24 protein-coding genes and 1 tRNA gene are annotated in these 26087 nt (G+C 44.3%); 19 read left to right on the top strand and 6 right to left on the bottom strand.

What is annotated here, in order from left to right:
* Positions 1 to 185: 185 nt before the first annotated feature.
* The gene (locus LZF95_RS25245) at positions 186 to 542 is read left to right on the top strand and encodes a hypothetical protein (protein WP_233758221.1); all 357 of its coding nucleotides are present in this window, start codon (positions 186 to 188) and stop codon (positions 540 to 542) included.
* A 171-nt stretch (positions 543 to 713) separates the two neighbouring features.
* On the opposite strand, the gene LZF95_RS25240 is transcribed toward LZF95_RS25245, so the two are convergent.
* From LZF95_RS25240 to LZF95_RS25225, 4 genes are read right to left on the bottom strand one after another with little or no spacing between them, the layout of a single operon-like run.
* Complete coding sequence (locus LZF95_RS25240) at positions 714 to 3887, bottom strand: efflux RND transporter permease subunit (RefSeq protein WP_233758220.1); 3174 nt, start codon at positions 3885 to 3887, stop codon at positions 714 to 716.
* 33 nt (positions 3888 to 3920) lie between these two features.
* Positions 3921 to 5033, bottom strand: a complete 1113-nt coding sequence (locus LZF95_RS25235; protein ID WP_233758219.1) for an efflux RND transporter periplasmic adaptor subunit — start codon at positions 5031 to 5033, stop codon at positions 3921 to 3923.
* 30 nt (positions 5034 to 5063) lie between these two features.
* Complete coding sequence (locus LZF95_RS25230) at positions 5064 to 6386, bottom strand: TolC family protein (protein ID WP_233758218.1); 1323 nt, start codon at positions 6384 to 6386, stop codon at positions 5064 to 5066.
* Positions 6387 to 6422: 36 nt separating this feature from the next.
* Complete coding sequence (locus LZF95_RS25225; protein ID WP_233758217.1) at positions 6423 to 7004, bottom strand: TetR/AcrR family transcriptional regulator; 582 nt, start codon at positions 7002 to 7004, stop codon at positions 6423 to 6425.
* Between the two features lie 320 nt (positions 7005 to 7324).
* On the opposite strand from LZF95_RS25225, the gene LZF95_RS25220 reads away from it, so the two are divergent.
* The 3 genes from LZF95_RS25220 to LZF95_RS25210 all read left to right on the top strand — a co-directional run bounded on the left by LZF95_RS25220 (position 7325) and on the right by LZF95_RS25210 (position 9589).
* A tRNA-Leu gene (locus LZF95_RS25220) sits at positions 7325 to 7406 on the top strand.
* Between the two features lie 117 nt (positions 7407 to 7523).
* Positions 7524 to 8369 carry an alpha/beta hydrolase family protein gene (locus LZF95_RS25215; RefSeq protein WP_233758216.1) on the top strand — a complete coding sequence of 282 codons (846 nt, stop codon included), beginning with the start codon at positions 7524 to 7526 and terminating at the stop codon, positions 8367 to 8369.
* 89 nt (positions 8370 to 8458) lie between these two features.
* A complete protein-coding gene (locus LZF95_RS25210; protein WP_233758214.1) occupies positions 8459 to 9589 on the top strand; it encodes a 1-acyl-sn-glycerol-3-phosphate acyltransferase in 1131 nt (376 codons plus the stop codon).
* Here the strand turns inward: LZF95_RS25210 and LZF95_RS25205 are convergent, their stop codons facing one another.
* Positions 9590 to 10813, bottom strand: coding sequence for a GAF domain-containing sensor histidine kinase (locus LZF95_RS25205; RefSeq protein WP_233758212.1), 1224 nt, complete (start codon positions 10811 to 10813; stop codon positions 9590 to 9592).
* A 110-nt stretch (positions 10814 to 10923) separates the two neighbouring features.
* Between LZF95_RS25205 and LZF95_RS25200 the strand changes: the two genes are divergently transcribed.
* From LZF95_RS25200 to LZF95_RS25140, 13 genes are all read left to right on the top strand, one after another.
* A complete protein-coding gene (locus tag LZF95_RS25200; protein ID WP_233758211.1) occupies positions 10924 to 11514 on the top strand; it encodes a peptidylprolyl isomerase in 591 nt (196 codons plus the stop codon).
* Between the two features lie 38 nt (positions 11515 to 11552).
* Complete coding sequence (locus LZF95_RS25195; protein ID WP_233758209.1) at positions 11553 to 12635, top strand: Gfo/Idh/MocA family protein; 1083 nt, start codon at positions 11553 to 11555, stop codon at positions 12633 to 12635.
* Between the two features lie 61 nt (positions 12636 to 12696).
* Positions 12697 to 13455 carry an SDR family NAD(P)-dependent oxidoreductase gene (locus LZF95_RS25190; RefSeq protein ID WP_233758207.1) on the top strand — a complete coding sequence of 253 codons (759 nt, stop codon included), beginning with the start codon at positions 12697 to 12699 and terminating at the stop codon, positions 13453 to 13455.
* Positions 13456 to 13603: 148 nt separating this feature from the next.
* Complete coding sequence (locus LZF95_RS25185) at positions 13604 to 14464, top strand: fumarylacetoacetate hydrolase family protein (protein ID WP_233758204.1); 861 nt, start codon at positions 13604 to 13606, stop codon at positions 14462 to 14464.
* Positions 14461 to 15288, top strand: a complete 828-nt coding sequence (locus tag LZF95_RS25180; RefSeq protein WP_233758203.1) for an amidohydrolase — start codon at positions 14461 to 14463, stop codon at positions 15286 to 15288. Before LZF95_RS25185 ends, LZF95_RS25180 begins: the two co-directional genes overlap by 4 nt.
* 226 nt (positions 15289 to 15514) lie before the next feature.
* On the top strand, positions 15515 to 16516 hold the full coding sequence (locus LZF95_RS25175; protein ID WP_233758201.1) for a YhcG family protein: 1002 nt from the start codon (positions 15515 to 15517) through the stop codon (positions 16514 to 16516).
* Position 16517: 1 nt separating this feature from the next.
* Positions 16518 to 17282 carry an SDR family oxidoreductase gene (locus LZF95_RS25170; protein WP_233758200.1) on the top strand — a complete coding sequence of 255 codons (765 nt, stop codon included), beginning with the start codon at positions 16518 to 16520 and terminating at the stop codon, positions 17280 to 17282.
* Positions 17283 to 17313: 31 nt separating this feature from the next.
* Positions 17314 to 18630 (top strand): L-fucose:H+ symporter permease, encoded by a 1317-nt coding sequence (fucP, locus tag LZF95_RS25165; protein ID WP_233758199.1) that lies wholly within the window; start codon positions 17314 to 17316, stop codon positions 18628 to 18630.
* A 181-nt stretch (positions 18631 to 18811) separates the two neighbouring features.
* A complete protein-coding gene (locus LZF95_RS25160) occupies positions 18812 to 19153 on the top strand; it encodes an L-rhamnose mutarotase (protein WP_233758198.1) in 342 nt (113 codons plus the stop codon).
* Between the two features lie 10 nt (positions 19154 to 19163).
* Entirely contained in the window at positions 19164 to 20078 is a 915-nt protein-coding gene (locus LZF95_RS25155) for an alpha/beta hydrolase (protein ID WP_233758197.1), read from the top strand.
* A gap of 143 nt (positions 20079 to 20221) precedes the next feature.
* Complete coding sequence (locus LZF95_RS25150) at positions 20222 to 20911, top strand: HAD family hydrolase (RefSeq protein ID WP_233758196.1); 690 nt, start codon at positions 20222 to 20224, stop codon at positions 20909 to 20911.
* 75 nt (positions 20912 to 20986) lie between these two features.
* The gene (locus LZF95_RS25145) at positions 20987 to 21190 is read left to right on the top strand and encodes a hypothetical protein (RefSeq protein WP_233758195.1); all 204 of its coding nucleotides are present in this window, start codon (positions 20987 to 20989) and stop codon (positions 21188 to 21190) included.
* Positions 21187 to 21576, top strand: a complete 390-nt coding sequence (locus LZF95_RS25140) for a hypothetical protein (protein ID WP_233758194.1) — start codon at positions 21187 to 21189, stop codon at positions 21574 to 21576. The genes LZF95_RS25145 and LZF95_RS25140 overlap by 4 nt, the downstream gene beginning before the upstream one ends.
* A 268-nt stretch (positions 21577 to 21844) precedes the next feature.
* Here LZF95_RS25140 and LZF95_RS25135 read toward each other — a convergent pair whose 3' ends face one another.
* The gene (locus tag LZF95_RS25135; RefSeq protein WP_233758192.1) at positions 21845 to 23590 is read right to left on the bottom strand and encodes an ABC transporter ATP-binding protein; all 1746 of its coding nucleotides are present in this window, start codon (positions 23588 to 23590) and stop codon (positions 21845 to 21847) included.
* Between the two features lie 192 nt (positions 23591 to 23782).
* Here LZF95_RS25135 and xerA point away from each other — a divergent pair, with 192 nt between their 5' ends.
* Positions 23783 to 24889, top strand: a complete 1107-nt coding sequence (xerA, locus tag LZF95_RS25130; RefSeq protein WP_233758190.1) for a site-specific tyrosine recombinase/integron integrase — start codon at positions 23783 to 23785, stop codon at positions 24887 to 24889.
* A 150-nt stretch (positions 24890 to 25039) separates the two neighbouring features.
* Positions 25040 to 25963: a hypothetical protein gene (locus tag LZF95_RS25125; RefSeq protein ID WP_233758185.1), complete on the top strand. Its 924-nt coding sequence runs from the start codon at positions 25040 to 25042 to the stop codon at positions 25961 to 25963.
* Positions 25964 to 26087 lie beyond the last annotated feature (124 nt).

The following is a 26087-nucleotide window of genomic DNA, read 5'->3' as shown; positions in this document are numbered from 1 at the left end:
CCGACGGATCGAGAAAAAATGGAGTTCCCCTTTGCACAACTGGGGCTTGACAGTCCAGCAGCTGGCCATTAAATTTGAGGGGAGGCTCAAGCTGGACATCAATACAGAAAATTAATTAATTAGTTCCCTTCCCTTGGGGTACCCCAAGGGAAGGGAAGGACAGAGTTTAGCTAACACTCCCCAAAGTGTCATCACTTTTGGCTTTTTACCGTATTGCATCTCCAATGACATCATTGAACTTTGGGTTACCGGAATTTGGTAAAACTACTGCTTCAAATATTCAAACAATTAAAGTTGAGCTAGATAAGGATAGTAAACTCAAAATTGACAATAACACGTTGACTATGGGTGAAGCAAGGCAACGAATTCATGAATTCTTATTAATAGAACCAAATTTAAAAGGAATCGAATTAACCACATTTAGAGACACACCTTATACATCTTATTTGGAAGTTATTGAAATGTTTAACTCTGTTTATTCTGACTTAAATAAAAACATGGGTAATGTGTCGAAGAATATTATAATCAATGACCTTAAATAAAAAAACATAATAGTAGCCAAGTTAAACTCCACCTATCTAGCTTCTGGAGAAGCAGGATAACTTTAATTTTGCGTCCTCCGCATTACCTTCCGTGCCCTCAGCGGTTTAAAAAAACGCCCCCATAAAGCGCTTCGCTTTCCGGGGGCGTTTAAATATTAGGAATTAGACTACTTAGTGATTCTCATGCTTACTTGGATCATAATTGGCCTCTAGCTCTGCCAAAGTCTTTTTGCCGTAGGCGATCTTAGTAATCACCACATACAAGACTGGTACAAAGAAGATTGCCAAGAAGGTAGCCGCCAGCATCCCTCCGATCACAGTGAATCCAATTGTTTGTCTAGCCACAGCACCGGCACCATTGGAAATAGCCAAAGGAACCACCCCCAGAATAAATGCCAACGAAGTCATGATAATCGGACGAAGCCTCAGTTTCACCGCTTCCAATGTTGCCTGCATCAGCGGCATACCCGCATCCACTCTTTCCTTGGCGAATTCCACTATCAGAATGGCGTTTTTGGCAGCGAGCCCGATCAGGGTAATCAACCCAATTTGGGCATAAACGTTATTGTCCAACTTTGGTAAGAAATGAAGTGCTATGATGGCTCCAAAAGCTCCCAAAGGCAAGGCTAGCAAAACTGAAAACGGTACCGACCAACTTTCATATAAGGCTGCCAAAAGCAGGGAAACCAACACGATGGCAAGGGAAAATATCAGGATAGTGGCATTTCCAGAGGAAAGCTCTTCTCTACTCAAGCCTGAGAAATCATAGCCATAACCTGCCGGCAAGGTTTGCGCTGCCACTTCTTCCAAAGCTGCCAGTGCCTGTCCACTACTATATCCTGGAGCGGCATTCCCATTGACCTCAGCAGAACGGAACAGGTTGTAGTGGGAAATAACTGGAGCATTTTCCACCACCTCATAACTTACCAAAGCACTTAAAGGAACGGATTCTCCCCCGCTGCTTTTTACATAATATTGCTGCAGATTATTGATCCCTGCCCGATATGCTGTATCGGCCTGGGCCACTACCCGGAAATTCCTACCGTACCTCGTAAAGTCATTGATATAGGAGCTCCCCATGTAATTAGACATGGTCGTGAAGATTTCTGTCAGAGGAACCCCCAGTTTCTTGGCTTTTTCCCTGTCCACAGTCACATGATATCCAGGAGTTTGCGCTGTAAAGAAACTATAAGCCATCGCTATTTCAGGACGTTGATTGGCTGCGGCCAGGAACTGGCCCAGTGCTCCTTCAAACTCCTTGATATCGCCTGTAGCTGATCGCTGCTCCAGCATAAAGCTAAATCCGCCGGTACTACCCAGACCAGGAATGGCCGGTGGCGGTACCACCACAATACTTCCTTCTGTGATAGCCGCAAATTTTTGATTCAGTGTAGCCAACATTCCTCCAAGTTGTAAAGAAGGATCTTTTCGCTCATCCCAAGGATCCATGGATACGAAGAAAGTCGCAGCATTCGGTTTGAATGAAAAGTTGATCACGTTCAAGCCCCCAATACCTGTTACGTATTTGATCCCTTCCGTTTCTTCCAGTATCTTATTCATCTGCTGCATTACAGCCTGAGTTCTATTACTAGCTGATCCTTCCGGTAATTGAAGGGTCACGAAAAGTCGTCCCTCGTCCTCTGTAGGCAAGAAACCCGTAGGTTTGGTCTGGAATAGTCCGAATGTGCCCGCGAAAATACAAATGAGCAGAATCAATACCAGCGGGGCTCTTTTGATACTATTCCTCACTCCATTGGTATAGCTACCTGTAGTCCTTTCGAACCACAGATTAAATTTATAGAAGAACTTGTTCAGCCCTTTTCCGTGCTCATTAACCTCAGAGGGTTTCAGAAGCAAGGTACACAGGGCGGGAGTCAAACTCAAGGCAACAAATGCTGAGATCAATACTGAAATCGCAATCGTGATCGCAAACTGCTGGTACATCCTACCTACGATACCCGGGATAAATCCTACCGGAATAAATACCGCAGCCAGAATCAATGCAATCGCAATTACCGGAGCAGTGATGTCTTTCATCGCCAAGCGGGTAGCTTCTTTTGCGGAAATCTTCCTCGAATCTATGTAATGCTGCACAGCCTCCACTACCACGATGGCATCATCCACCACAATACCAATAGCCAATACAAAACCAAATAGTGTCAGTGTATTGATCGTAAAACCAAGTAAGGGGAAGAATATAAAGGTACCGATGATAGAAACCGGAATCGCAAGAACAGGGACCAAAGTCGCTCTCCAACTCTGAAGGAATAAGAACACCACCACGATCACGAGAATCAATGCCTCCACGAAAGTGTGCATCACCTCATTGATCGACACCTCCACCACGGACACTGACTCAAACGGTACCGTATAAGCCATATCCGTAGGGAAACTTTTCTTCAACTCTTCCAAGGCGGCATACACGCCTTCGGCGGTTTCCAGGGCATTGCTTCCTGGAGCCTGATAAATCAGCAAAATGGCAGCTTCTTCTCCATCCAAGGTAGAATATCTACCGTAATCAAATTGTCCCAACTCTATTCTGGCCACATCTTTCAGATAAACCAAAGAGCCGTCTTCCGGGTTTGTGCGCAAAATGATGTCATCAAATTCTTCAGCTCTCTCAAGCCTACCGTTCACAGTGATCGGGTATTCAAAAGCCTGCGTGTCATACTGGGGCATACTACCTACAGTACCCGCGGCTACTTGCAAATTTTGCTCCTGAATAGCGGCGGTCACTTCTCTGGATGTGATTCCATATTGTGCCAACTTATCAGGCTTGAGCCAAACTCTCATACTGAAATCCTGCCCGATAGCTGTGATATCACCTACACCATTGACACGGAGTAAGGCATCCTTGATGAAAATATTGGCGTAGTTGGAAAGGAATTTACTATCGTGAGTGCCCTCAGGAGAAGTGATGCTCAACACCATCATAATGGAAGGATTCCTCTTTCTTACAGTAACCCCCAATCTACGGACAGCCTCCGGAAGCGAAGGCTCGGCAATGGACACCCTATTTTGCACATCAAGTGTAGCGATATCTATATCCGTCCCCACCTCAAAGGTGACGTTCATCTGCATCTGCCCTGTGCTGGTATTGTTGGAGGAAATATAAGCCATCCCCGGTGTACCGTTCACTTGGGTTTCTATCGGTGTGGCCACAGTCTGCTCCACTGTCTGCGCATCCGCGCCTGTGTAGTTGGCTGATACTGAGACCACAGGTGGAGTGATGTCAGGATACTGAGTGACAGGCAGGTTCAAAATCGCTAAAACACCGACCAGAACGATGACGATCGAGATCACCATGGCTGTTACTGGCCGTTTTATAAATACGTCTGATATCATTGGTAATTGATCAAGTCTTATTGAAAAAACAATTTATTGGGCAGCGGTCTGTTCGGTGATCTGTGCGCCTTCCCGGAGTTTCTGGATACCTGTCACCACGATTTTAGCTCCCTCCTGCAATCCACTTCGCACCACTATACCTCCTTCTACCTGAGTACCCAGTAGCACATTTTGCTGCTTCACAGAATTGTCAGGCTGCACCACATATACAAAATATTCCCCCATCTGTTCTGTCACGGCTTTGTAAGGAATCACCAGCTGCTCCCCAATATCCTCATTGAGGACTTGTAGATTCACCGTCATTCCGGCGATCAGCTCACGGTCAGGATTGGGAAACTGGACACGAAGGCTAATCGTACCGGATTGCCTCCCTACGGCTCTGTCTATTGTCGTAAATTTGCCATTGTAGGGATAAATACTTCCATCGCTGAATCTGATTCTAAACAGCGAATCAGGCTTCTCTTCAGCCTTCAACAGTTTATTGAAACGGGGAATCTCCTGCTCGTTGACCACAAAATTCAAAGACATGGGATCATTGGAAGAAAGTGTGTTCAACATTGGCTGTCCCGGAGAAACCTGCGTGCCCAGTCTCACTTGGGAAATCCCCACTGTTCCGTCAAAAGGAGCCACCAAAACAGAATAATTGAAATCAGTGGATACCGATTCCAACTGTGCTTTGGCGGAGCTCAGCTGGGCCTTTCCATTCAACACTTCCGTCTCAGCATGATCCAGTGTCTGCTTCGCGATGGCCTCCTGTTCATCCAGTCTCTTGTACCGTTCGTAATCTTTCTCCAATCTGGCTAGGTTAGCCTCTGCGGTTTGTACCAGTGCCTTTGCCTGCTGCACCGATGCTGCATACTTGCTACGGTCAATTTCATAAAGCTTTTGGCCTTTTTTAACTTCCTGACCATCTTGCACATAAATATTGGTAATATAACCACCGATCTGCGGGCGGATTTCCACTTCATTGAGAGGGACCAGAGTTGCCGGATATTCATCAAGCCCAGTCACGGATTTTTTCTCCAATGTATATGTCGTGACCGCTGTGGGAGGCGGGGACTGTTGCGCTGCCTGTTGTTTTTGACCGCAAGAAAACCCTGCTAAAACCAATGCCGAAAAAGCTATAAGTTTGTATGATAAGTCCATATGATATAAAATTTGAAAGAGAGGTTCTTATTAATTAATGGTTCCTAATGCACGCTCAAGATCGAGCTTATCTTCCAGTACCTGGTAAAAAGCATTGATATGGTTAATCTGTGCTGTCTGAAGATCAGTCTCCGCCACTACCAGTTCCACGTAAGCTTTGATGCCCTCGTCGTATTGCATCTTGATGATGTTGTACACTTCTTCGGCCATTTCCATATTCTCACGGATCAACTGCCATTCATATACACTGCTGTTAAAATCCGCCAGAGCACCGCTATATTCAGTACGAAGTTGATTGCTGAGGTTTTCAATTTCAATTCTTCCCCGATCCACCTGCAGTTCCGTAGCTTTCACCCGGTGAACCCGCTTGCCTCCCTGGAAAATAGGAATCGCCAGATTCAACCCAACTGAAGAAACAGGATAAGCCGTATTGTATAAATCTGAAAAGCTGTTATTGAAATAGTTCCAGTTGTAGCGATAATATGCCGAAAGCTGAGGCAGGTAATTCCATCGTTCATAGCCAGTCTGCACTTCGTTCAGTGTTTGCTGGGTCTGCAAAAGGCGATACTCCACACGGTTCTCCAAGATCAGAGGATCAGCAACATCCTCCACCACCTTATTGGTCTCTGCCTGAAGATCAAATTCAATCGTGAAATCCAAGCTATCGGGGTATCCCATCAATTGCTTGAGGTAATCATATTTTGCCTCAAAAGAATTAGCCACCCTGTTACGGTCACTCTTTACGTTAGTCAACGCAATCGAAGCCCGCTGATAATCTGTCTTGTCCACCAGTCCTGCTTCAAATCTGCTGTACGCATCCTTGTATTGTTTATCCAGACGGTCCAGGTTTTGGTCAAGGATTTTCAACTGTTCTTCTGAAAGAAGAATGGAATAAAAAGCCTTGCTTACATCCACTACCGTGTTGATGCGGGCATTCTCTGTGACCTGCTGCAATTGTTGGCGGTAATATTTTGCGGATTTGGAAGCAAATAGCTGATCTCGGTTAAACAGTGTCTGACCCACCTCCAGCAATGCATTGGAATTATATGGCTGCCCAAAGGTGATCAATTGGTCTCCGATAATCTGCTGCTGAAGTTTGATATTATACACTCCGGCGGCAGAAGCGGTGACCTGGGGATACCAGTCTGCCAGATTTGCCTTGATGTCCCTATCGCCTATCTCCTGATCGATAAGTGCCTGCCGGATGATCGGGCTCTGGACCAATGCATAGTCCACTACTTCCTCCAAAGTCAGTACAGTCTTTGGAAGCGGTGCTTCCTCTTGGGCAAAACCCGGCACAGCGAAAAAGAGTAAACTGAGTCCAGCAAACAGCCGCTGTTTCATTATTCTCATAGTCAAAATATTATTAGTTGGTTTTAATAAAAGAGATTACTTGACAGCCTTAATTCCATCCCAGATCATAAAGGGTATAGGCGAGAGGTCTATCTGGTTTTTTGTAAGTTTGTTCGCATAGTTTTTCTTCACTTTTGCCAAAGAATTTGCCGACTCATTTACCAAGATTTTAAGAATCACCGGGTTCATTTCCTTAATGGCGCCCTGTTCTATACCAGATCTGAAAAACTCGCCCGTCCAAGAATACCACTTTTTGGACTTGCTCTGGAAATCCTCCGAATTGAAGGGGGAGCTGGCAAACTGATCTATAAAACTCTGTATAGCCCGATTTTGCTCATAGAATTCGAGGAGATTGTCCCAAAATGTAAAAAACCTCTCTTCAAAAGGTCTTGAAGGGTCATCTTTTAAGGCCACCTGTTCATATATCTGTTCCATCACTTCATCGTGGATAGCATAGATCATGTCTTCCTTGTTTTCGAAGTAAGTATAAATCGTGCCAGCCGCAACCCCGGCATTTTTGGCTACTTGGCTCATCGGGCAGCCATGGAACCCATGACAATTGATTAGATCCAGCGCACTTCCTATTATGAGTTTTTTCTTTTCCTGAGGTATCTCCATAACATAATGAATGAACGTTCAATCACAAAAATGCCGGTTAAGTTCCCGCTGCGAAAAAAAATATCAAAATACAGGAAAGGCGGTCGATATGTTACATGGTCGCACCAAATGCAATAAGAACACTTTATCTGGATCGTGCGAGTCACACCAAAACATCCCTTAAAAAAGAGCTATTTAGCAGAGATTTTATCCTTGGGAAAAATAAACTACCTGAAAATGAATCAATTCAAAATTTGTAACGTGAATAGAATTGAAAAACAAGGCAATTTCTGGGGAAAATTAAAATGTTTCTCTACATTTGCCATCCGATTCCAGCACATGCGGATGTGGCGAAATTGGTAGACGCACTAGACTTAGGATCTAGCGCCGCGAGGCATGGGGGTTCGAGTCCCTCCATCCGCACTTAGGCTTCTCAATTCATGAGAGGCCTTTTTTTTGGTATTCCCAGATATCAGACTCTTCCATTATCTTTAGAATCCCTAGTATTGAAAGATCAATGACATCCCATAATCCCAAACCATGAGAAAACTCTTAGCACTTGCATTTTTTCTCCCCTCACTGGCTTTTGCCCAGGCAAAAGTCGATACCATTGAGATATTCAGCGAAGCCATGAACAAAACACTTAAGGCCGCCGTGACCACCCCATCCATTTATGATGGGATTAGCGGGTTGCCTACGCTCTACCTTTTGCATGGAGGAAGTGGGGCTTTTTCAGATTGGCACCATAAAGTCACTGAAACTGGCCTGGTCAACCGGATGGCTGAGGAATACAACCTGATCATAGTCACCCCGGGAGTAGGACCTTCAAGTTACTATTTTGACAGTCCCGTGATGGATTCCGTACAGTATGAAACCTACATCACAGCTGAACTAATTCCTTATATAGATAAAACATACAAAACGCTAAACAGGAAAGAATCCAGAGCCATCACTGGACTATCTATGGGAGGTCATGGAGCGATTATGCTCAGTGCCAAGCATCCCGAATTGTTCATAGCCGCCACAAGTATGAGCGGAGTAATGAATATAGACACCCGCTTATGGAAAGTTCCGGCAGATTTCAGCAAACTACGGCAATCTCAGCAAAAAGAGATGCTGGGTGAAGATCTGGTCTATGACGCCCCATTCAGCACCTACACAGCGGTAGGCTTAGTGGACAAAATGAGGGAGAATGGCATAGCCCTGTATATGGACTGCGGTGTGGAGGATTTCTTGCTGGAAACCAACAGACAGATGCATCAATTGTTACTGGAAAACGGGACTCCCCATGACTATACCGAGCGCCCGGGCGCGCACACATGGGAGTACTGGACAGATGCCCTTCCCTTTCATTTATTGTTCGTGGAGAAACACCTGATGAGGTAATTTGAGATGGATTTATATTACTTACATACAATTTAACTTAGAATTCTACCCATAATTTTGCTTTTTGCAGATCACCCAAACAATTATTTATGTCTCAGTTCGATTCAATCAGGCCTTTTTATGACGCAGAAGCAAATGCTGCCATACGTAAGATCATAGATGATCCAATGCTGGAGGCCATGATGAGTTTCACCTTTCCTACCGATACCAGGGAACATTGGAAAGACCTGATGGTGCATACCCATTCTTTAAGGGATTTTCAGATCAACTTTATTTATCCAGGAGTGCAGAAGGTCCTGGAGAAAAGCTCTGATGGATTGAGCACAGGTGGTTTTGAGCAGTTGGAGCCCAATACAGCATACCTATTCATCTCCAACCACCGGGATATTATTCTAGATACTTCTCTACTGAACGCATGTCTGTATGAAAATGGGCTGGTGCTGACCACTTCCGCTATAGGGGACAATTTAATCCAAAAACCATTCCTACATACCTTGTCACGGCTAAACCGGAATTTTGCCATCAAACGGGGCTTACAAGGACGGGCATTGTTGGAAAGCTCCCAGTTGGCTTCTGCATACATCAGGAAATCCCTGCTCACCGAGAACAGATCCGTATGGACGGCCCAGCGAGAAGGCAGGACAAAAGACGGAAATGATGCCACTCAGCGTGGGGTCTTGAAAATGCTCACCCTGGCAGAAGAAGGTCGTAATCCTTTCGGTTTTTTCGAGAAAATAAAATTGGTACCTGTATCCATCTCCTATGAATATGATCCAACAGACGTCCTGAAAATGCCTGAATTGCTGGCCAAATCGCGGGATGAGAAGTATGTGAAAAGCGAGAATGAAGATTTTCTGAACTTGCTGAGGGGAATAATAGGCACAAAAAAACGGATACATCTACAAGTCAACGGCATACTTGAGGAAGAGGTGAAAACCATCAATGCCAGTGAACAGAGCCCAGGGGATAAACTAGAGCAACTCGCCGCCCTTATTGACCGGAAAATCTGGCAAGGATACCGATTGTGGCCTAGTAACTATATTGCCCATGATCAGCTCAGCCAATCTTCAACTTACGCTGAACATTATACTGAAGCTGAAAAAAACGCTTTTTTACAAAGAATGAATCAAAAGATCGAAACCCACAATGAATTCCTCACAAAAAGCTTCCTGGCCATGTATGCCAACCCTGTCAATAACTACGAAAAGAGCATACTGTAGTTAATTGACCTGCATTTCTATCTTAAAGCTCGTTCCTTTTCCAGGTTCTGAATGGATTTGCAGGTTTCCATTTTTTTCTTTCACCAACTGGCTTACCAGGGTTAAGCCAAGTCCGAATCCCTGTTCGCCTCCGGTACCTTTTTGGGTACTGGGGATTTCACCGCGTAAGATCTCCCCTACTTTCTCCTGGGACATTCCCAGCCCCGTGTCAGATACTTCTATAGCCAGTATCAAATCAAATTGCTCTCTGATCAATTTGAGATTGAGGACTATAAGGCCACCAGTCTCCGTGAACTTAATGGAATTGGACAATAAGTTGCCTAAGATCTGCAAAACATACAATTTAGAGAATGATTCATATTTATTCTCCTCATCGACCAAAGCTTCAAAGTTGATCTTTTTCACCCTCAATTGAGGGGTCAGAAGCTGTACTATCGTATCTCTTAGCTTGACCAAGTTGGTTTCATCTTCACCTAATTGTGGAACCTTCCTGGAGTCCCCTCTCAACTCCCTACCAAGAATATCATTTGACAGATCCAATAATGAAAGACTACTTTGCCTAATCATCCCTACGTACTCCTCCATTTCACTCCTTTCCAGGGTTTGTTCCTCATCCAACATTAAATTTGACAAACCTAAAATCCCGCCGATGGGTCCTCGGATATCATGGGCGAGCTTTTTTTGATTCAGTTCTGATGCAGTGCATTTAGCCTTCAGGTTGACCACCATGTTGTTTACCCGTAAACGGTCCACAATCTGCTGTGCGATCAATCTGAGAATATCCTTCACTCCATCGGAAAGCCGCATCAGATTGGGATCCATCACACATAGAGCCCCAAGGTTATAACCTTCAGGGGAGGTCAACGGCACCCCCATGTAGTAGCGTAGATTAGGCGCCCCAGCCACATAAAACTTATCCTTGAAACGGATATCCTTGGCCAGATCATCCACCTCAAACCCATGCCCACCATTGCTTTGGATGGTATATTGACACACAGAATCCTCTCGGGGCATCTGGTTGATTTCTATCCCATAGGTGGAAACACTCCACTGCGTAAAAGAATCTATCAGATTGATCAATGAAATCTCAGTGCCAGAGACCTTGGCCGCCAATTCGGTCAGAAAATCTAATCCCTGCTTAGGCTCATAATAGTCTATCCCAAGATTACTCAGCGCTAAAAGCCTATCCAATTCATTTTCGTTCCAAGTGGAAAATTGATTCATTTTGTTACATTTAAATCACCAGTGCTTAAAAATCCTCAATTCCGGCTGCTATACAAAAGAATGAGCGGATCTTTTTCACATCTTTCCCACCAAAACCCTAACACGAATCAATGAACTGGCTATCCCCCCACCCCATTTTGGTACTGTTTCTCTTGTCTTATCACCCGTTGGTTTTTGCCCAAACTGAAGAAGACTCTGTTCCCACAGGTCAGATCATCACACCCTATGGCGAGATTCTTATCGTCCTAGATGAACGGACCCCAAATCATCGGCAAAGCTTCATCGAATTGGCAGAGGCAGGATACTGGGATTCTCTTACTTTTAACCGTGTCATACCAAATTTCGTCGCACAAGGAGGCTGCCCTGACCCCGAGGAGGGATTTACTGACTCGGAATACCTGCTGGAACCGGAATTTGACCCTGGGCTCACACACGTCTATGGAGCTGTGGGTGCAGGTCGTGATGACAATCCCGGTAAACTATCCGCCAGGTGTCAATTCTATATAGTCCAGAATCCCGAAGGATTGCACAGACTGGATGGAGACTATACGGTCTTTGGTCGAGTAATCCAGGGAATGACTGTGATCGAGCAGATTGTCCGGGTGAAAAGGGACAGTACGGATGAGCCACTTAAACCCGTGACTTTGGACGTAAATATCATTTATCTATCCAAGGAAGAGATCGGGAAAAGAATGAATTGAGCATTTATATAATATATAGCTAATTAGAGTTGCCCAAAATGTCTAACATTAATACCCCAATCAAAATCCTCGTTGTCGGCTGTGGAAATATGGGAGTCGCCCACGCCACTGCTTATCACAATTGCCCTGAATTCGAGATCTGCGGATTGGTTTCCCGGGGAGATTCCAAAAGAAAACTAAACGAGAAACTTCAGGCTGATTACCCGCTGTTTTCAGATTTTGATGAAGCACTTGCACACAGCAAACCAGACGCAGTCTGCATCTCCACCTATCCTGACACCCATGAGGATTTTGCTATAAAAGCATTGGATAAAGGATGTCATGTCTTTATTGAAAAACCTTTGGCTGATACTATAGCAGGTTGTGAGCGGATAATTTCCAAAGCACGGGAAGTGGACAAAAAAGTAGTAGTAGGTTACATTTTGAGGCATCATCCATCTTGGATACGATTTATAGCAGAAGCCGAAAAGATGGGCAAACCCCTGGTGATGCGGATGAATCTCAACCAGCAAAGTCAGGGCTACATGTGGGACGTACACCGCAACCTGATGAAAAGCCTCAGCCCTATTGTGGATTGTGGGGTGCATTATATCGATGTGATGTGCCAGATGACCAGGTCCAAACCCGTTTCAGTTTCTGCCATTGGCGCCAGACTAACAGAAGACATTTCAGCTGATAATTACAACTATGGCCAACTTCAAATCCGCTTTGAAGACGGCTCAGTAGGTTGGTATGAGGCCGGATGGGGCCCAATGGTCAGTGAAACTGCCTTTTTTGTAAAAGATGTTTTCGGGCCAAAAGGCGCTGTTTCCATTACCGCCAAAGAAGCTTCGGCTGGCGGAAAGTCTGACAATGTGGATTCCCATACGCAAACCGAATCCATCCGGATACACCATGCAGCAATAGATGCCGAGAATAAATTCACCAAAGCTGATGAGTGGATAGATCTCAAAGACGAACCCGACCATCAGGAATTATGTAATCGGGAGCAGCGTCACTTTCTCCGGGCAATCCAAGAGAACATCGATCTTGAAAGTCATTTGGAAGATGCGCTGAATAGTCTGAAAATCGCCTTTGCCTGTGACGAATCGGTGAAAACCGGAGAAACAGTCAAGTTATAATCGATGGAAATTTATTTTGGGAGTCTAGGTCAAACACCCTATTTTCCACTTTGCAAAGCTTATGAAAAACAAAACAGTATTAATCACAGGCGGGGCTTCCGGAATCGGACTCGCTATGGTTCAGCTTTTTGCGGCCAAAGAATCCAAGGTTTACTTCATCGATATCAATCCGGAAGTGGGTGAAATAGTAGCGCAGAAAGAGCGGGACAAAGGCTTAGATGTGACTTTTCTGTGTGGAAGTGTAGCAGATCTTGTAGAAACAGAAGCCTTGGTCAACTCAATTCCGGAAAAAATAGATACACTGATCAACAACGCCGGAGTTTCCCATATCGGAAAAGTGGAAAACACAAGTCCGGAGGATTTTGATCGGGTGTTCCAGGTCAATGTGAAAGGGATGTTCAACTGCACCAAAGCAGCACTTCCGAAATTGAAGCAAAACGGTGGGGGATCCATCTTGAATATGGCCTCGGTGGCGGCTACCATCGGGATTCCAGATCGCTTCGCCTATAGTATGACCAAGGGGGCAGCACTTTCTATGACACTCAGCATCGCCAGAGATTATGTAGCCGATGGCATCCGCTGCAACTGCCTGTCTCCGGGGAGAGTTCATACACCTTTTGTGGATGGCTTTTTGGCCAAAAATTATCCGGGACAGGAAAAAGAAATGTTTGAAAAACTGGCCGCAACCCAGCCGATTGGCAGAATGGCCACCCCAGAAGAAATCGCAGAACTCGCCTATTTCGTGAGCTCAGATGCCGGAAGCTTTATCACCGGGACCAATATTCCTATTGACGGAGGGTTTTTGGGGCTTAAAATGTGAGGGGATTTGGGATTTACGAATTGAGATTTACGACGTCAACGCTTCTATTTAGCTCGACATGAATATTAACTTTAACTTCTTAATTCTTGACTCTTGGATCTAATACCCTGAGTCTTAATACTTGACACTAACTACTTAATACTTAAAAATGAGACTTATACGATTCGGCGAAGCCGGCAAAGAAAAACCAGGAATCCAAAGTGCGTCCGGAAAGTACTTGGACTGCTCAGGGTTCAAGGAAGATTGGAACGAAGATTTTTTCACTAATAATGGACTCGCAAGGCTTCAGGAATGGCTTCACGCCAATCAAGAAAACCTCAATGAAATCCCTGCCGGTTCCCGCTTGGGCCCACCTATCGCCCGGCCTTCAAAAATCATCTGTATTGGGTTGAATTACCGACAGCATGCCATCGAATCAGGCATGGCGGTTCCTGAGGTTCCGATTATTTTCATGAAAGCCACATCTTCTCTTTGTGGGCCTTTTGACAACATTTTAATTCCTAAAAACTCGGTAAAAACCGACTGGGAAGTAGAACTCGCAGTGGTCATCGGGAAACGGGCGAAATATGTGAGCAAGGAGAATGCGATGGAATATGTGGCTGGATACTGCGTACACAATGACGTCAGCGAGCGCGATTTCCAACTACATCATGGGGGACAATGGGTAAAGGGGAAAAGTGCGGACAACTTTGCTCCTCTAGGCCCTGTATTGGTAACCAAAACAGAAATCCAAGATCCACACAATTTGAGACTTTGGCTGAAACTGAACGGGAAAATGCTTCAGGACAGCAATACTTCTGATTTGGTTTTTGACATCCCCGAACTGATCGAGCACCTAAGTCAGTACATGACCTTGCTGCCGGGAGACGTTATTTCTACAGGTACTCCGGCAGGTGTCGGGCTAGGCCTCACCCCTCCTACCTACCTGAAAGAAGGAGATGTGGTAGAATTGGGAATTGAGGGACTGGGAGAGGCCAAACAAATAGCCATCAACGACCCTGAAGCATGAGACTGGATTCACACCAGCACTTCTGGAAATACAATCCGCAAAAGCACGCCTGGATCACCGACGAAATGAAGGTGATCCAGCGTAATTTCCTGCCGGATGACCTTATCCCGATTTTGGAAGAGCACAAGATCGACGGATGTGTAGCGGTGCAGGCTGATGAGAGTTTTCGGGAAACAGCTTTCTTGCTGGATCTGGCAGAAGAGCACGAGCAGATCAAAGCGGTAGTGGGCTGGGCAGACTTGGGAAGCGATGATTTGGATAAGGACTTGGATCAGTTTGCTTCGCAAAAAAAACTCAAAGGTTACCGCGAGATCTTGCAGGCAAAACCTGTGGATTATATGCTCCGGAAAGAATTTATCCGAGGCATAGAAAAAATCGGAAAGCGAGGATACACTTATGATATTCTGATTTTCCATAATCAACTGGAAGCAGCCTTACAGTTTGTCAAAAAAGCACCTGAGCAGCCTTTCGTGATTGATCATATCGGCAAACCGAACATCAAACTAGGGATCTGGCGGGAATGGAAAAAGGAACTGGCACCACTTGCCGAGCGGGAATACATCTTCTGCAAAGTGTCCGGGATGATCACAGAAGCTGACTGGAAACAGTGGACTCCAAAAAATCTTCAAGTATATCTGGAAGTAGCATTGGAGTTATTCGGCCCAAAACGATTGATGTTTGGCAGCGACTGGCCTGTCTGCAAGATTGCCGGAGAATATGAGCAGGTATTGGAAATAATCGAGCGGTTTACGGACAGACTTTCCAAGTCAGAGAAGGAAGCCATTATGGGAAATACGGCGGAGGGATTTTATGGGATTACATAAATTATATCTGGGCTGTTAAAACAACTTGATTTTGATTGTGCCAATTAGCCCCCAGCTAGGGGACGAATTGAAATGGAAATATTTTCTACATTGAAAAAGAAAAAATGCTGATTGATTCAGGTTGTGAACGTATTTCAAGATTATCGAATTGTCGTGCCACTGTCACGACAATTAAGGTAATTACATTTCATTATGCTAATCTCAGTAAAAAGCCAGGAGCTATAGTATGAAAGCACAAGACACCAATCTGCTGTTGAAGGATTTGGCAAGCATCATTGAAAATGGTAAAAGTCAAATTGCTGCTCAAGTTAACAGTACACTTACGCTGGTCTATTGGCAAATAGGACATAGAATAAACACGCACATTCTCGAAAATCAACGCGCAGAATACGGAAAAGAGATTATTCCTAAAATAGCTTCTCAATTAGCAAATGCATATGGGAAGTCTTTTCAGGAAAAAAATTTGAGAAGAATGATACAGTTTGCCGAGATTTTTCCGGATTTTCAAATTGTCGCACCACTGGCACGACAATTAAGCTGGTCTCATTTTACAATCCTTATTCCTATTAAAAACCATCAAGCCCGGATGTTCTATTGCTTACAATCAGCTGAATCAAATTGGAGTAAAAGAGAACTAAGAAACCAAATAGAAAGAAAGGCTTTTGAACGCAAAGAGATAGCTCAAATACAATTATCAGAAACTGATTCGGAAATACAGTCTACTTTCAAGGATCCTTACTTTTTGGATTTTCTTGGACTAAAAGAAGGATACTTAGAAAACGATATAGAGGGAGCAATTCTCACAGAATTAGAACATTTTATTTTAGAGCTCGGTAAAGGCTTTGCTTTTGTAGAAAGGCAAAAAAGAATCATACTAGACGGTGTGGATTTTTATATAGATCTATTGTTTTTCCACAGAAAATTAAAGCGCCTGGTCGCTGTAGAGTTAAAACTCAACAAATTCAAACCCGCCTACAAAGGGCAAATGGAGCTCTATCTTAAGTGGCTCAATAAGTACGAAAAGCAGGAAGGTGAAAATCCTCCAATTGGCTTAATCCTATGCGCAGAAAAAAGCAATGAACAGATAGAATTACTTGAAATGGGAAAGGACGGGATTATAGTTTCAGAATACTGGACCGAATTACCTGCGAAAAGTGAATTAGAAGCCAAGCTTCACCAAGCATTGATAGAGGCGAAAGCTAGAATAGAACAAAAGAAATTAGTATAAAATGAACCTAAACCTAACCAATAAAGTCATCCTAATATCCGGAGGCGCAAAAGGCATCGGCGGAGCGATTTCCAGAGGATTGATAGCAGAAGGAGCTATTCCGGTGATGATTGATCCTTCGGAAAAAGAAGGAGCGGAAATCCTTGCTTTGGGAGAAGCTTTTCAGATTCCCATCCGGCTGTTCGAAGCTGCCGATTCAGAGAAAGTAGTAAAACTTACGCTTGAAAAATACGGAAGAATAGACGGACTGGTCAACAACGCCGGAGCAAACGATAGCGTGGGACTGGAAAACGGAAGCCCGGAAGCGTTCGAGAAATCCGTGACCAAAAACCTGAACCACTACTACCATCTGGCCCATTTTGCCTTGACTTCTCTCAAAAAATCCAAGGGAAGCATTGTCAATATCAGCAGCAAAACCGCTGTGACCGGCCAGGGAGGCACTTCTGGCTATACCGCTGCAAAAGGTGCCCAGCTCTCACTCACCCGTGAATGGGCAGTAGAACTTCTCCCCTACGAGATCACCGTGAATGCTGTCATTCCTGCCGAAGTTTACACACCACTTTACGAAAACTGGATCAATACTTTTGAAGATCCAAAAGCCAAACTGGAATCCATTACAGCAAAAATACCATTGGGAAAACGAATGACCACTCCTGAGGAAATCGCTTCAATGGCCATCTTCCTGCTTTCTGATAAAGCCGCCCATATCACCGGACAACACCTGTTCGTAGATGGTGGATACACCCATCTTGACAGGGCTTTGTAACCTTGGATCCCAACTAACCTAAATCCCAGCCATGACCCAAAAACCTGCATTAGTCCCAAAAAAACTCGTTCTCCCCTTTATCTTAATCACCTCTCTATTCGCACTCTGGGGTTTCGCCAATGACATCACCAATCCCATGGTGGCGGCATTTAAGCGGGTGCTGGAATTAAACAATACCCAGGCCTCCTGGGTACAGATGGCCTTTTATGGTGGATACTTTACCATGGCTTTGCCTGCGGCTTTTTTCATCAAGAAATACTCTTATAAAAAGGGCATACTTCTGGGCTTAGGGCTCTACGGCTTTGGAGCCTTGCTTTTCTATCCGGCCGCCGCTTGGGAGAGCTATGGTTTTTTCCTTGCTTCTCTCTATATTCTGACTTTTGGTTTGGCCTTCTTGGAGACTACCGCCAATCCCTATATTTTGTCTATGGGGCCTGAGGCCACCGCCACCCAGCGTCTGAACCTGGCTCAGGCATTCAACCCAATGGGAGCATTGGCCGGACTGTTTGTGGCCAAGCAATTTATATTGAACGCCCTTCAATCGAATGCGACCGATGAAGCAGGAAACATCATTTTCACTTCCCTGGACGAGTCTGCAAAAGCCGTGATCCGTACTGCGGATTTGATGGTTATCCGAAATCCATATGTGATATTAGGCCTGGTCGTCATTGCCATTTTGGTGGTTATTGCCTTGGTGAAAATGCCTGAAAACAAGGAAACCGGAAAGGTGGAATTCCGTGCTACCATGAGTCGTCTGCTGAAAAACAGAAACTTTGTGGAAGGCACGCTGGCGCAGATGTTTTATGTGGGAGCCCAAATTATGGTTTGGACCTATATTTACCAGTATGCTGAAGTATTGGGGATATCCAATGCGGACGCCGTCAATTATGGCTATACTGCTTTAGTTGTATTCTTAGGGGGCAGATGGGTCTGCACGTTTTTGCTACGATACATTTCTCCCACCAACTTGCTGAGTATCTTTTCAGGACTTGCCGTAATCTTCACTGCCGGGACTATTTTTCTTCCAGGCATGAACGGATTGTATTCCTTAGTGGCCATCTCCTTCGCCATGTCCCTAATGTTTCCCACGATATACGGAATCGCCTTAGATGGACTCGGTGAGGATTCAAAGTTTGCGGCTGCTTATTTGGTCATGGCCATTGTAGGCGGGGCAATTATGCCAACGCTTCAGGGAATGATCTTGGACATAGGTGGTGCTGGGTATGATGATGTACTGATCTTAGGTGTTCCTGAAGTGAATTTCTCTTTCATTCTTCCTTTAGCCTGCTTTGTGATGGTGTTGCTCTTTAGTTTGAGGGTTAAGAGGGTGGTAAAGCTGGAAGGTTGAGTAATTCAAAGATTGGAAGATTGGAAGATTAATCAACAACAATTTGGCGCAAGTCTCACGACTTGTGCCGGTGAAAATGGCAGTCTTCAGACTGCCAATTAAAAGCCTTGCAGTCAGAAGACGGCTTTACGATAAGTCCAAGCCTGAAGACTTGAACTAAAATAGTCATTAAAATAGAACCATGAAAACCCAAACCTTTGTATTGATCTGCGACCTGAAAGATGAGGAAGAGGCAATTCAAGCCTATGTGGAATGCCATAAAGCCGTGGCTCCCGAAATCATCGAAAGCATCCGGGCAGCTGGCATCCTGCAAATGAGCATCTTCCGCTGGCGACACCGACTGAGCATGATACTGGTCGGGGATGAAAACTTTACTTTCGAAAAGAAAGCCGCACTGGATAATGCCAACGAAAAAGTCCAGGAATGGGAAGCTTTTCTCGGACAATACCAGACCAATCTGCCCGGCACCCCGGACAATTGGCGCTGGCAACTGATGGAAAAGATATTTGAATTCTACGCCTAAAATAACACCTATGCAAAAGTACCTTTTAGCAATCAGCCTTATCATGTGTAGCATGATCGTAAATGCCCAAGAAATCGTCCTTCCACTATGGGAAGGAACCCCTCCCCTTCAAAATGACATGGGATTGGAGGAGAAAGCAATCGAAGAGGGAATCATCCGTATAGAAAACGTACAGATCCCTCAGATCGAGGTTTTCCTGCCAAGCAAGCAAGTGCGTACCGGCCAGGCCGTGGTGATTTTTCCGGGGGGAGGCTATCATATTCTGGCTTACGACTGGGAAGGGAGAGACTTTGCCAAGTGGCTGAATACACAGGGGATCGTGGGAATCGTGGTCAAATACAGACTCCCTGATTCCAAATCCCTGACAGATGCGAAGGAAGTTCCCCTGCTGGATGCGCAGCGTGCAGTGCGTCTTGCCAGACATCATGCAGCGGAATGGATGATAGACCCCGCCAAAATCGGGGTGCTGGGTTTCTCTGCCGGAGGCCATTTGGCCTCAACGGTCAGTACCCAATATGCGCATGAAGTTGAGAGATCAAAAGATGCCATCGATGCACTTTCTGCCCGTCCTGATTTCTCCATTTTGGCCTATCCCGTTATCTCATTCCGGGATGCGAGTGCGCATTCCGGTTCCAGAAAAAATCTGATCGGTGATAACGCAAGCCAAGAACTGATAGACCGCTTCTCCGGGGAGCTGAACGTAAATCCTGAGACTCCCCCCACTTTCCTGGTGCATGCACAAGACGATAGTGGGGTTCCTATAGAAAACAGTTTTCTCTATTACAAAGCCCTGCATGCACATCAGGTGCCCGCTTCCCTTCATATCTATCCCACGGGAGGACATGGATTCGGTTTTGGGCTGGGCAAAGGTGCTGTGGCGGACTGGAGAGAGGTGTTGCTGGATTGGCTGGAGGATTTGAAGTAGGAAGTAGGGAGGTTGGAAGTAGGAGGAGAAACAGGAGATGAAAGAAATGACCGGTGGCGGGTGTGTTGAAGGTTGTCTTATGATAATCGTTTAGCTCTGAAAAACTTTTCAACCGCCAACTTTAAAACATTACAACTTTAAAAATGATCAAAGTAATCGCTTTCGACGCAGACGACACCCTCTGGGTCAATGAACCGTTTTTTCGTGAGGCGGAGGAGGAATTTGGGAGTTTGATGGAGGATTTTATGCCGAGGCACAGCAGCATAAAAGAACTCTATCGCACGGAAATAGAAAATCTCAGTCTGTATGGCTACGGAATTAAGGGCTTTATGCTATCGATGATCCAGACAGCCATGCGGATTTCGGACCATAAAATCCCCGTAAAGCTGATCGATAAAATCCTGGAAATCGGCTATGACATGATGCAAAAGCCAGTGGAAATCCTTCCCGGAGTGGAGGAAGTCTTGGCAGAATTGCATGACGGTTATCGTCTGGTCATGGCTACCAAAGGAGATCTGGTAGATCAGGAAAGGAAACTCAATAAATCAGGACTGGACCATTATTTCCATCACATTGAGATCATGAGTGAAAAAAGAGTGGCTGATTTTGCGAAGCTAGTCAGGCATCTAGATGTCTCTCCAGAGGAGTTTCTGATGATGGGAAACAGCCTGAAATCAGATGTACTTCCCGTATTGGAACTTGGAGGCCACGCCATCCATATTCCATTTCACATTACTTGGGAGCATGAGACAATCGAGCATGAAGTTGCCCATGACAATTTCTATCAGGCAGAACATATCGCCCAGGTGGTGGAGATAATTAGGGGGATATAACCCATAATAACCATTAATTTCTCCGAATTCTGATGAGTTATTTGTATTTTAGGTGAGTTATAGAGTCATAAAAAAATGGAAAAAGTAAGGAAAATAGCCTTGGTAGCGACTCAAAGTAAACTTGACGAAGAAGACCGAAAAGACATTGCTTTCTGGCTAGATAGACCTTCTTCTGAAAGGCTTGCTGAAGTTTACCGCTTACGAAAAATCTATTTCACGTGGGTCAATGGCTTTTACCCTTCTAAAATCGAAAAGGTTGTCCACTTCAAAAAACTATGATTTTTGAAGAAGATTTTGTTGATTTTATTGAATTGCTCAATAAATACAATGTTGAATATTTGATCATTGGAGCTCATGCGCTCGCATATCACGGTCGCCCTAGACACACAGGAGATCTTGATATTTGGATCAATCCCAAACCTGAAAACGCCTCTAAACTAGTGAATGTTCTGAAGGACTTTGGATTCGGATCTCTTGGATTGTCTACTGCTGATTTTTTAAAAGATGGATATGTAACCCAACTTGGCTATCCACCCCTTAGGATTGATATTTTAAATTCAATTTCAGGTGTAGAATTCGAATCGGCATATAAGGAAAAAATCACCACATCGATAGACGAACTGAAAGTTAATTTTATTAATCTATTGGATTTCATATGTTTATAATTTGATTTTTATAGATCATATGGAATCTCGCATGCACTATAATCATCTCAGCGTGTGACGCTTGAGTCATGCTCGATTTCATCAAAAATAAAGAAGCTACCGGGCGGGCCAAAGACATAGGCGATATAGAGTCCTTGAAGAATGACAAAGATGCCGAGTGAGGAACGTTTTTCTTAAGACACTTTTAAACCTTGTTTTCTCGATTTCAGATTTCTAACTTTTGACTTCGGTCTTCATCGGACATCGGTCACCCGACATCCAACACCCCCTAAATCCTCGACTGATAGGTGTACAACTGATAATATCGTCCTTCCAAAGCAATCAGGTCATCATGCTTGCCACGCTCCACGATATTTCCCTGCTCTATTACCAGAATCTGGTCGGCCTGACGGATTGTGCTCAATCTATGGGCTATTACAAAAGTGGTTCTGCCTTTCATCAACTCCTTCAAACTCGCTTGGATCAACGTCTCTGATTCGGTATCCAGATTGGAAGTAGCCTCATCCAGAATCAATATTCTGGGGTCTGCCAAAATAGCCCTTGCAATGGCTATACGCTGCCTCTGTCCACCGGAGAGCTTCACACCCCTCTCACCTATCAAGGTATCCAGTCCATCCTCAAACCTATCCGTAAACTCCTGCACATGTGCGGCCACTACCGCCTTTTGTAGATCCTCTTCGCTGGCATTTGGCCGTGGGAAAAGAATATTCTCCCTGATCGTCCCCTCAAACAGAAAATCATCCTGTAAGACTACGCCTAGCCTGGACCTGAAAGAATCCAACGTGACCTGCTGGAGATCATTGCCATCCAGTGTGATCAAACCCAAATCCGGACTCAAAAAAGTTGCCGCCAAACCTGCTATAGTCGTCTTTCCTGAACCGGATGTGCCTACCAGTGCAGTCACCGAACCTGCAGGGGCATGAAAACTCACCCCTTTGATCACATCCTTATTCTCCTCATAGGCAAAGGAAACATTCTCAAATCTAACGTCGCCTCGGAATTCCTTTAAAACCAGCGTACGGGTACGGTCATCCGCCTCCAGCGGCGTATTCATGATTTCCTCCGTACGGTCCAAGCCCGCGAAAGCCTCCGTAAGCTGACTTCCGATATTGGACATCTGCACGATGGGCGCTATCATAAAACCCAGGTAAAGCGTGAAGGCAAGGAAATCCCCAAAGGTCATCTCGCCCTGCATAATCATATAGCCTCCTATTCCCATAATCCCCGCAGAGGCCAACCCCAGCAATAAAGCCCCGGCAGAGGTCACGAAACTGGTAGCTGTCAAACTTGCCTTTACATTTTGAAAGAGTTCATCCACTCCCTGGGCAAAGGTATTGATCTCCTGCTGCTCAGCATTGAAGCCTTTGATGACCCGGATTCCCCCAAGCGTCTCCGTCAGCCTTCCTGTGACCTGGGCATTGATTTTGCCGCGTTCGCGGAAAATAGGACGAATCCTTCCGAAAGCCTTTAGGGATATCAGCCCAAAAACCACCACCGGCAACAGTACATACAAGGTCATCATAGGACTGATGCTGATCAAAAGGAAAAGAGATATAACTGCGGTCAAAATCCCCCCGATCATCTGGGCGAAACCTGTTCCCACCAGATTTCTCACTCCCTCCACATCAGTCATGATTCTGGACACCAGTTCCCCGGTTTTGGCATTGTCAAAGAAGCGGATGGGAAGCTTGATAATATGTGCCTGAACCTGGGATCTAAGTTTGGAAATCAGGTTTTGAGCTTCCACGCTGAGTATCTGGGTCAGCGCATAAGAAGTGACCGACTGCACCACAATCGCCAGCACCACGCCTCCGATCAGCCACTTGAGCATAGTCAGGTCATTGGAGGGAATTACCTCATCGATGAGTATCTTACTTGCTCCGGGAAGGACAAGGCTTGCCAACCGGGATATAATTATCAAAAAGAGACCTAAAAATAAATGTTTTCGGCGGGGCCAAATAATAGTCTTGAAGACCTGCCCCATGGTCACTTTGCGTTCCGCTGTTCTTGCCATGAAAATAATGTGTTTGGATTGGAAAACCCGATTTCGGTAATTCAGGTTCAAACAACTTGGGAAAAGAATGAAATTGTTTGCGCACATTGCATTAGAAGCTGAGACCTAGGCATCCCAAATGCTTCAAAAACACGATAAGAAATTAGGCATTTCATAGATTTTTTTATAACATCATATACATTTTTTGTGACCATGAGAAAAATTTTTGTAACATCCTGTATCTGGAAAAAGAAGGCAATAGCCATTGTCCGGTTCGACTATGATCAAGAGCTGATATCTTTGATCAAAACCCTTCCCATGGCAACTTGGAATTCCCAACAAAGAGCATGGCTATTTCCCTATTCAGAAGGTATTTTGCAGGAGCTTCTGCGCTTGTTCAAAGGAAAGGCCTGGATAGATTATACGGGTTATACTAGTATTATAGCAGAACAATTACCAGCTAATCTCCCGGAATTGGCACCGGACTTATACCAAGAAATCAGAAAGTTCACTGCCTGGATGCAGCATACCCGCTATGCAGAATCCACCGTAAAAACCTACAGCCAGAATCTTAGTCTGTTTTTCCGCTTTTTGCACAATAAACCACCGGAACAAATCCAGACAGAGGATTTGGAAAATTTCCATCAAAATTATATTCTTAGAAGGAAATATTCAGTTAGCTTCCAGTCGCAGGTGATCAATGCGGTAAAGCTGTATTTTTCAAACAAACAAAAACGTAAGCTCGAACCTATAGAGATCGAAAGACCCAAAAAACCCAAACAGCTTCCCCATGTACTCAGCAAAGAAGAGGTGAAAGATATACTCCAAGCGCACAAAAATGTAAAGCATCGGACGATGCTCAGCCTCATCTATGCTTGTGGACTAAGGAGAAGTGAGCTGTTGAATCTCAAACTAGAAGACGTGGATTCCAAAAGAGGGATGTTAAGAATCAATAAAGGGAAAGGTGCAAAGGACAGAATGGTACCGATCAGTGACAAGATCATCGAAATGCTCAGAGCGTATTACCTAATAGAAAAGCCAGAAAGCTATTTATTTGAAGGCAGTAAAAAGAATACAGCCTATAGTGAAGCAAGTTTGCAAAAAGTATTGAAAACAGCATTGAGTAAAGCCAGGGTCAAGAAGCCAGTGACTCTTCATTGGCTAAGACACAGCTACGCCACCCATCTCCTGGAAAGCGGGACGGATCTCAGGTTTATTCAAGAGTTATTGGGGCATAGTTCAAGCAAAACGACTGAAATCTATACCCATGTGAGCCAGAAAAGTCTCCAAAAAGTAAAAAGTCCATTTGATGACCTTTAAAAAGTAATACCAAAAGTACACATATCCACCCGAAAACGGTTGGATATGTGCACCAAAGGTTCATAAATAAATAAGTTAGCGGAAATTTTAACGAACCATCTTAGTAAAAACGTAATGACTAAGACTAAATCAAGAAGATATTTGAACGTAATGAAAAAACTAATAATCTATAGTATAATATTCATTTCCATTTTAGTAATTGGTGGATATGTTTACCTATATGTATTGCCTAAAGGCCCCGTTATAACAGAAGTAAAACCTTTAAAAACTGGAAAAGACGCATTCGTAATTTATGCTTATAATAACAGTAAAAAGAAATCAATACGAGTTTGGACATTTAAACCAGAAAAATGGGCTGACAATGACAAAATAGTTTTTGTGATGCATGGTGGCGGTAGAAATGCTGAAGACTATTTAGATGTCTGGCAAGATTTAGCAAAAGAAAATAATCTCCTGATTATAGCTCCTGAGTTTGAAAATTCTTTAGCCAAGTATACTACCAATGATTATCAAGACGGAAACCTTTTTACATTTTTTGGATCTAAAAATTCAAAAGACAATTGGGCGTTCAAAGTAATCGAGAACATTTTTGACCATATAAAGACGACCAATAGCATCACTAATAAAAGGTATGATATTTTTGGGCATTCGGCTGGCGGACAATTCGTTCACAGAATGGTATTACTATATCCCGAAGCTCGAATTGAAACAGCTATTGCCGCCAATGCTGGACTATATACTTTTCTAGATAAATCGCTAAGTTATCCTTATGGAATAAAAAATATTGAACTGGAAAATGATAAGATTAAAAATTCCTTTTCAAAACAGTTAATATTGCTGACAGGTGAATTAGACAATAATGCAAATTTAGGAACATTTACTTCCACAGATTTGGCAATGAAACAAGGGCAAAACAGACTTGAAAGAGGTGCAAATTTTTTTGATGCTGCTAAAGAATATGCTGACCAAAATAATTTGACTTTTAATTGGAAGATTGATACAATAAAGAGCGTAGGACACGAGTACAAAAAAATGTCTGAAAACAGTATTGAATGGATAAAAAACTTCCGCTAACAACTAGGTTTCCGTTGCGTGCGAAGCACGAACGATGAAACCGATGTTGCACGGAACCGGTGAGGTTCTTATGGGGATTGAGTTAGGTTTTCAGGAGTTTTATAAAGGAGCTATTACCCCAAAA

The organism is Algoriphagus sp. AGSA1, assembly GCF_021390545.1.
GTDB lineage: Bacteria > Bacteroidota > Bacteroidia > Cytophagales > Cyclobacteriaceae > Algoriphagus.
Note: the sequence above shows the minus strand (reverse complement) of the source record. Positions and strands in the feature narration are given on the sequence as shown.

What these genes read in the sequence shown, in the direction of transcription:
- LZF95_RS25185 (WP_233758204.1), top strand. Translation starts at nt 13,604, where the DNA reads ATGAGACTTATACGATTCGGCGAAGCCGGCAAAGAAAAACCAGGAATC.
- LZF95_RS25235 (WP_233758219.1), bottom strand. Translation starts at nt 5,033, where the DNA reads ATGGACTTATCATACAAACTTATAGCTTTTTCGGCATTGGTTTTAGCA.
- LZF95_RS25150 (WP_233758196.1), top strand. Translation starts at nt 20,222, where the DNA reads ATGATCAAAGTAATCGCTTTCGACGCAGACGACACCCTCTGGGTCAAT.
- LZF95_RS25175 (WP_233758201.1), top strand. Translation starts at nt 15,515, where the DNA reads ATGAAAGCACAAGACACCAATCTGCTGTTGAAGGATTTGGCAAGCATC.
- LZF95_RS25180 (WP_233758203.1), top strand. Translation starts at nt 14,461, where the DNA reads ATGAGACTGGATTCACACCAGCACTTCTGGAAATACAATCCGCAAAAG.
- fucP (WP_233758199.1), top strand. Translation starts at nt 17,314, where the DNA reads ATGACCCAAAAACCTGCATTAGTCCCAAAAAAACTCGTTCTCCCCTTT.
- LZF95_RS25145 (WP_233758195.1), top strand. Translation starts at nt 20,987, where the DNA reads ATGGAAAAAGTAAGGAAAATAGCCTTGGTAGCGACTCAAAGTAAACTT.
- LZF95_RS25205 (WP_233758212.1), bottom strand. Translation starts at nt 10,813, where the DNA reads ATGAATCAATTTTCCACTTGGAACGAAAATGAATTGGATAGGCTTTTA.
- LZF95_RS25200 (WP_233758211.1), top strand. Translation starts at nt 10,924, where the DNA reads ATGAACTGGCTATCCCCCCACCCCATTTTGGTACTGTTTCTCTTGTCT.
- LZF95_RS25195 (WP_233758209.1), top strand. Translation starts at nt 11,553, where the DNA reads ATGTCTAACATTAATACCCCAATCAAAATCCTCGTTGTCGGCTGTGGA.
- LZF95_RS25155 (WP_233758197.1), top strand. Translation starts at nt 19,164, where the DNA reads ATGCAAAAGTACCTTTTAGCAATCAGCCTTATCATGTGTAGCATGATC.
- LZF95_RS25125 (WP_233758185.1), top strand. Translation starts at nt 25,040, where the DNA reads ATGAAAAAACTAATAATCTATAGTATAATATTCATTTCCATTTTAGTA.
- LZF95_RS25190 (WP_233758207.1), top strand. Translation starts at nt 12,697, where the DNA reads ATGAAAAACAAAACAGTATTAATCACAGGCGGGGCTTCCGGAATCGGA.
- LZF95_RS25160 (WP_233758198.1), top strand. Translation starts at nt 18,812, where the DNA reads ATGAAAACCCAAACCTTTGTATTGATCTGCGACCTGAAAGATGAGGAA.
- LZF95_RS25135 (WP_233758192.1), bottom strand. Translation starts at nt 23,590, where the DNA reads ATGGCAAGAACAGCGGAACGCAAAGTGACCATGGGGCAGGTCTTCAAG.
- LZF95_RS25225 (WP_233758217.1), bottom strand. Translation starts at nt 7,004, where the DNA reads ATGGAGATACCTCAGGAAAAGAAAAAACTCATAATAGGAAGTGCGCTG.
- LZF95_RS25240 (WP_233758220.1), bottom strand. Translation starts at nt 3,887, where the DNA reads ATGATATCAGACGTATTTATAAAACGGCCAGTAACAGCCATGGTGATC.
- LZF95_RS25170 (WP_233758200.1), top strand. Translation starts at nt 16,518, where the DNA reads ATGAACCTAAACCTAACCAATAAAGTCATCCTAATATCCGGAGGCGCA.
- LZF95_RS25210 (WP_233758214.1), top strand. Translation starts at nt 8,459, where the DNA reads ATGTCTCAGTTCGATTCAATCAGGCCTTTTTATGACGCAGAAGCAAAT.
- LZF95_RS25140 (WP_233758194.1), top strand. Translation starts at nt 21,187, where the DNA reads ATGATTTTTGAAGAAGATTTTGTTGATTTTATTGAATTGCTCAATAAA.
- LZF95_RS25215 (WP_233758216.1), top strand. Translation starts at nt 7,524, where the DNA reads ATGAGAAAACTCTTAGCACTTGCATTTTTTCTCCCCTCACTGGCTTTT.
- xerA (WP_233758190.1), top strand. Translation starts at nt 23,783, where the DNA reads ATGAGAAAAATTTTTGTAACATCCTGTATCTGGAAAAAGAAGGCAATA.
- LZF95_RS25230 (WP_233758218.1), bottom strand. Translation starts at nt 6,386, where the DNA reads ATGAGAATAATGAAACAGCGGCTGTTTGCTGGACTCAGTTTACTCTTT.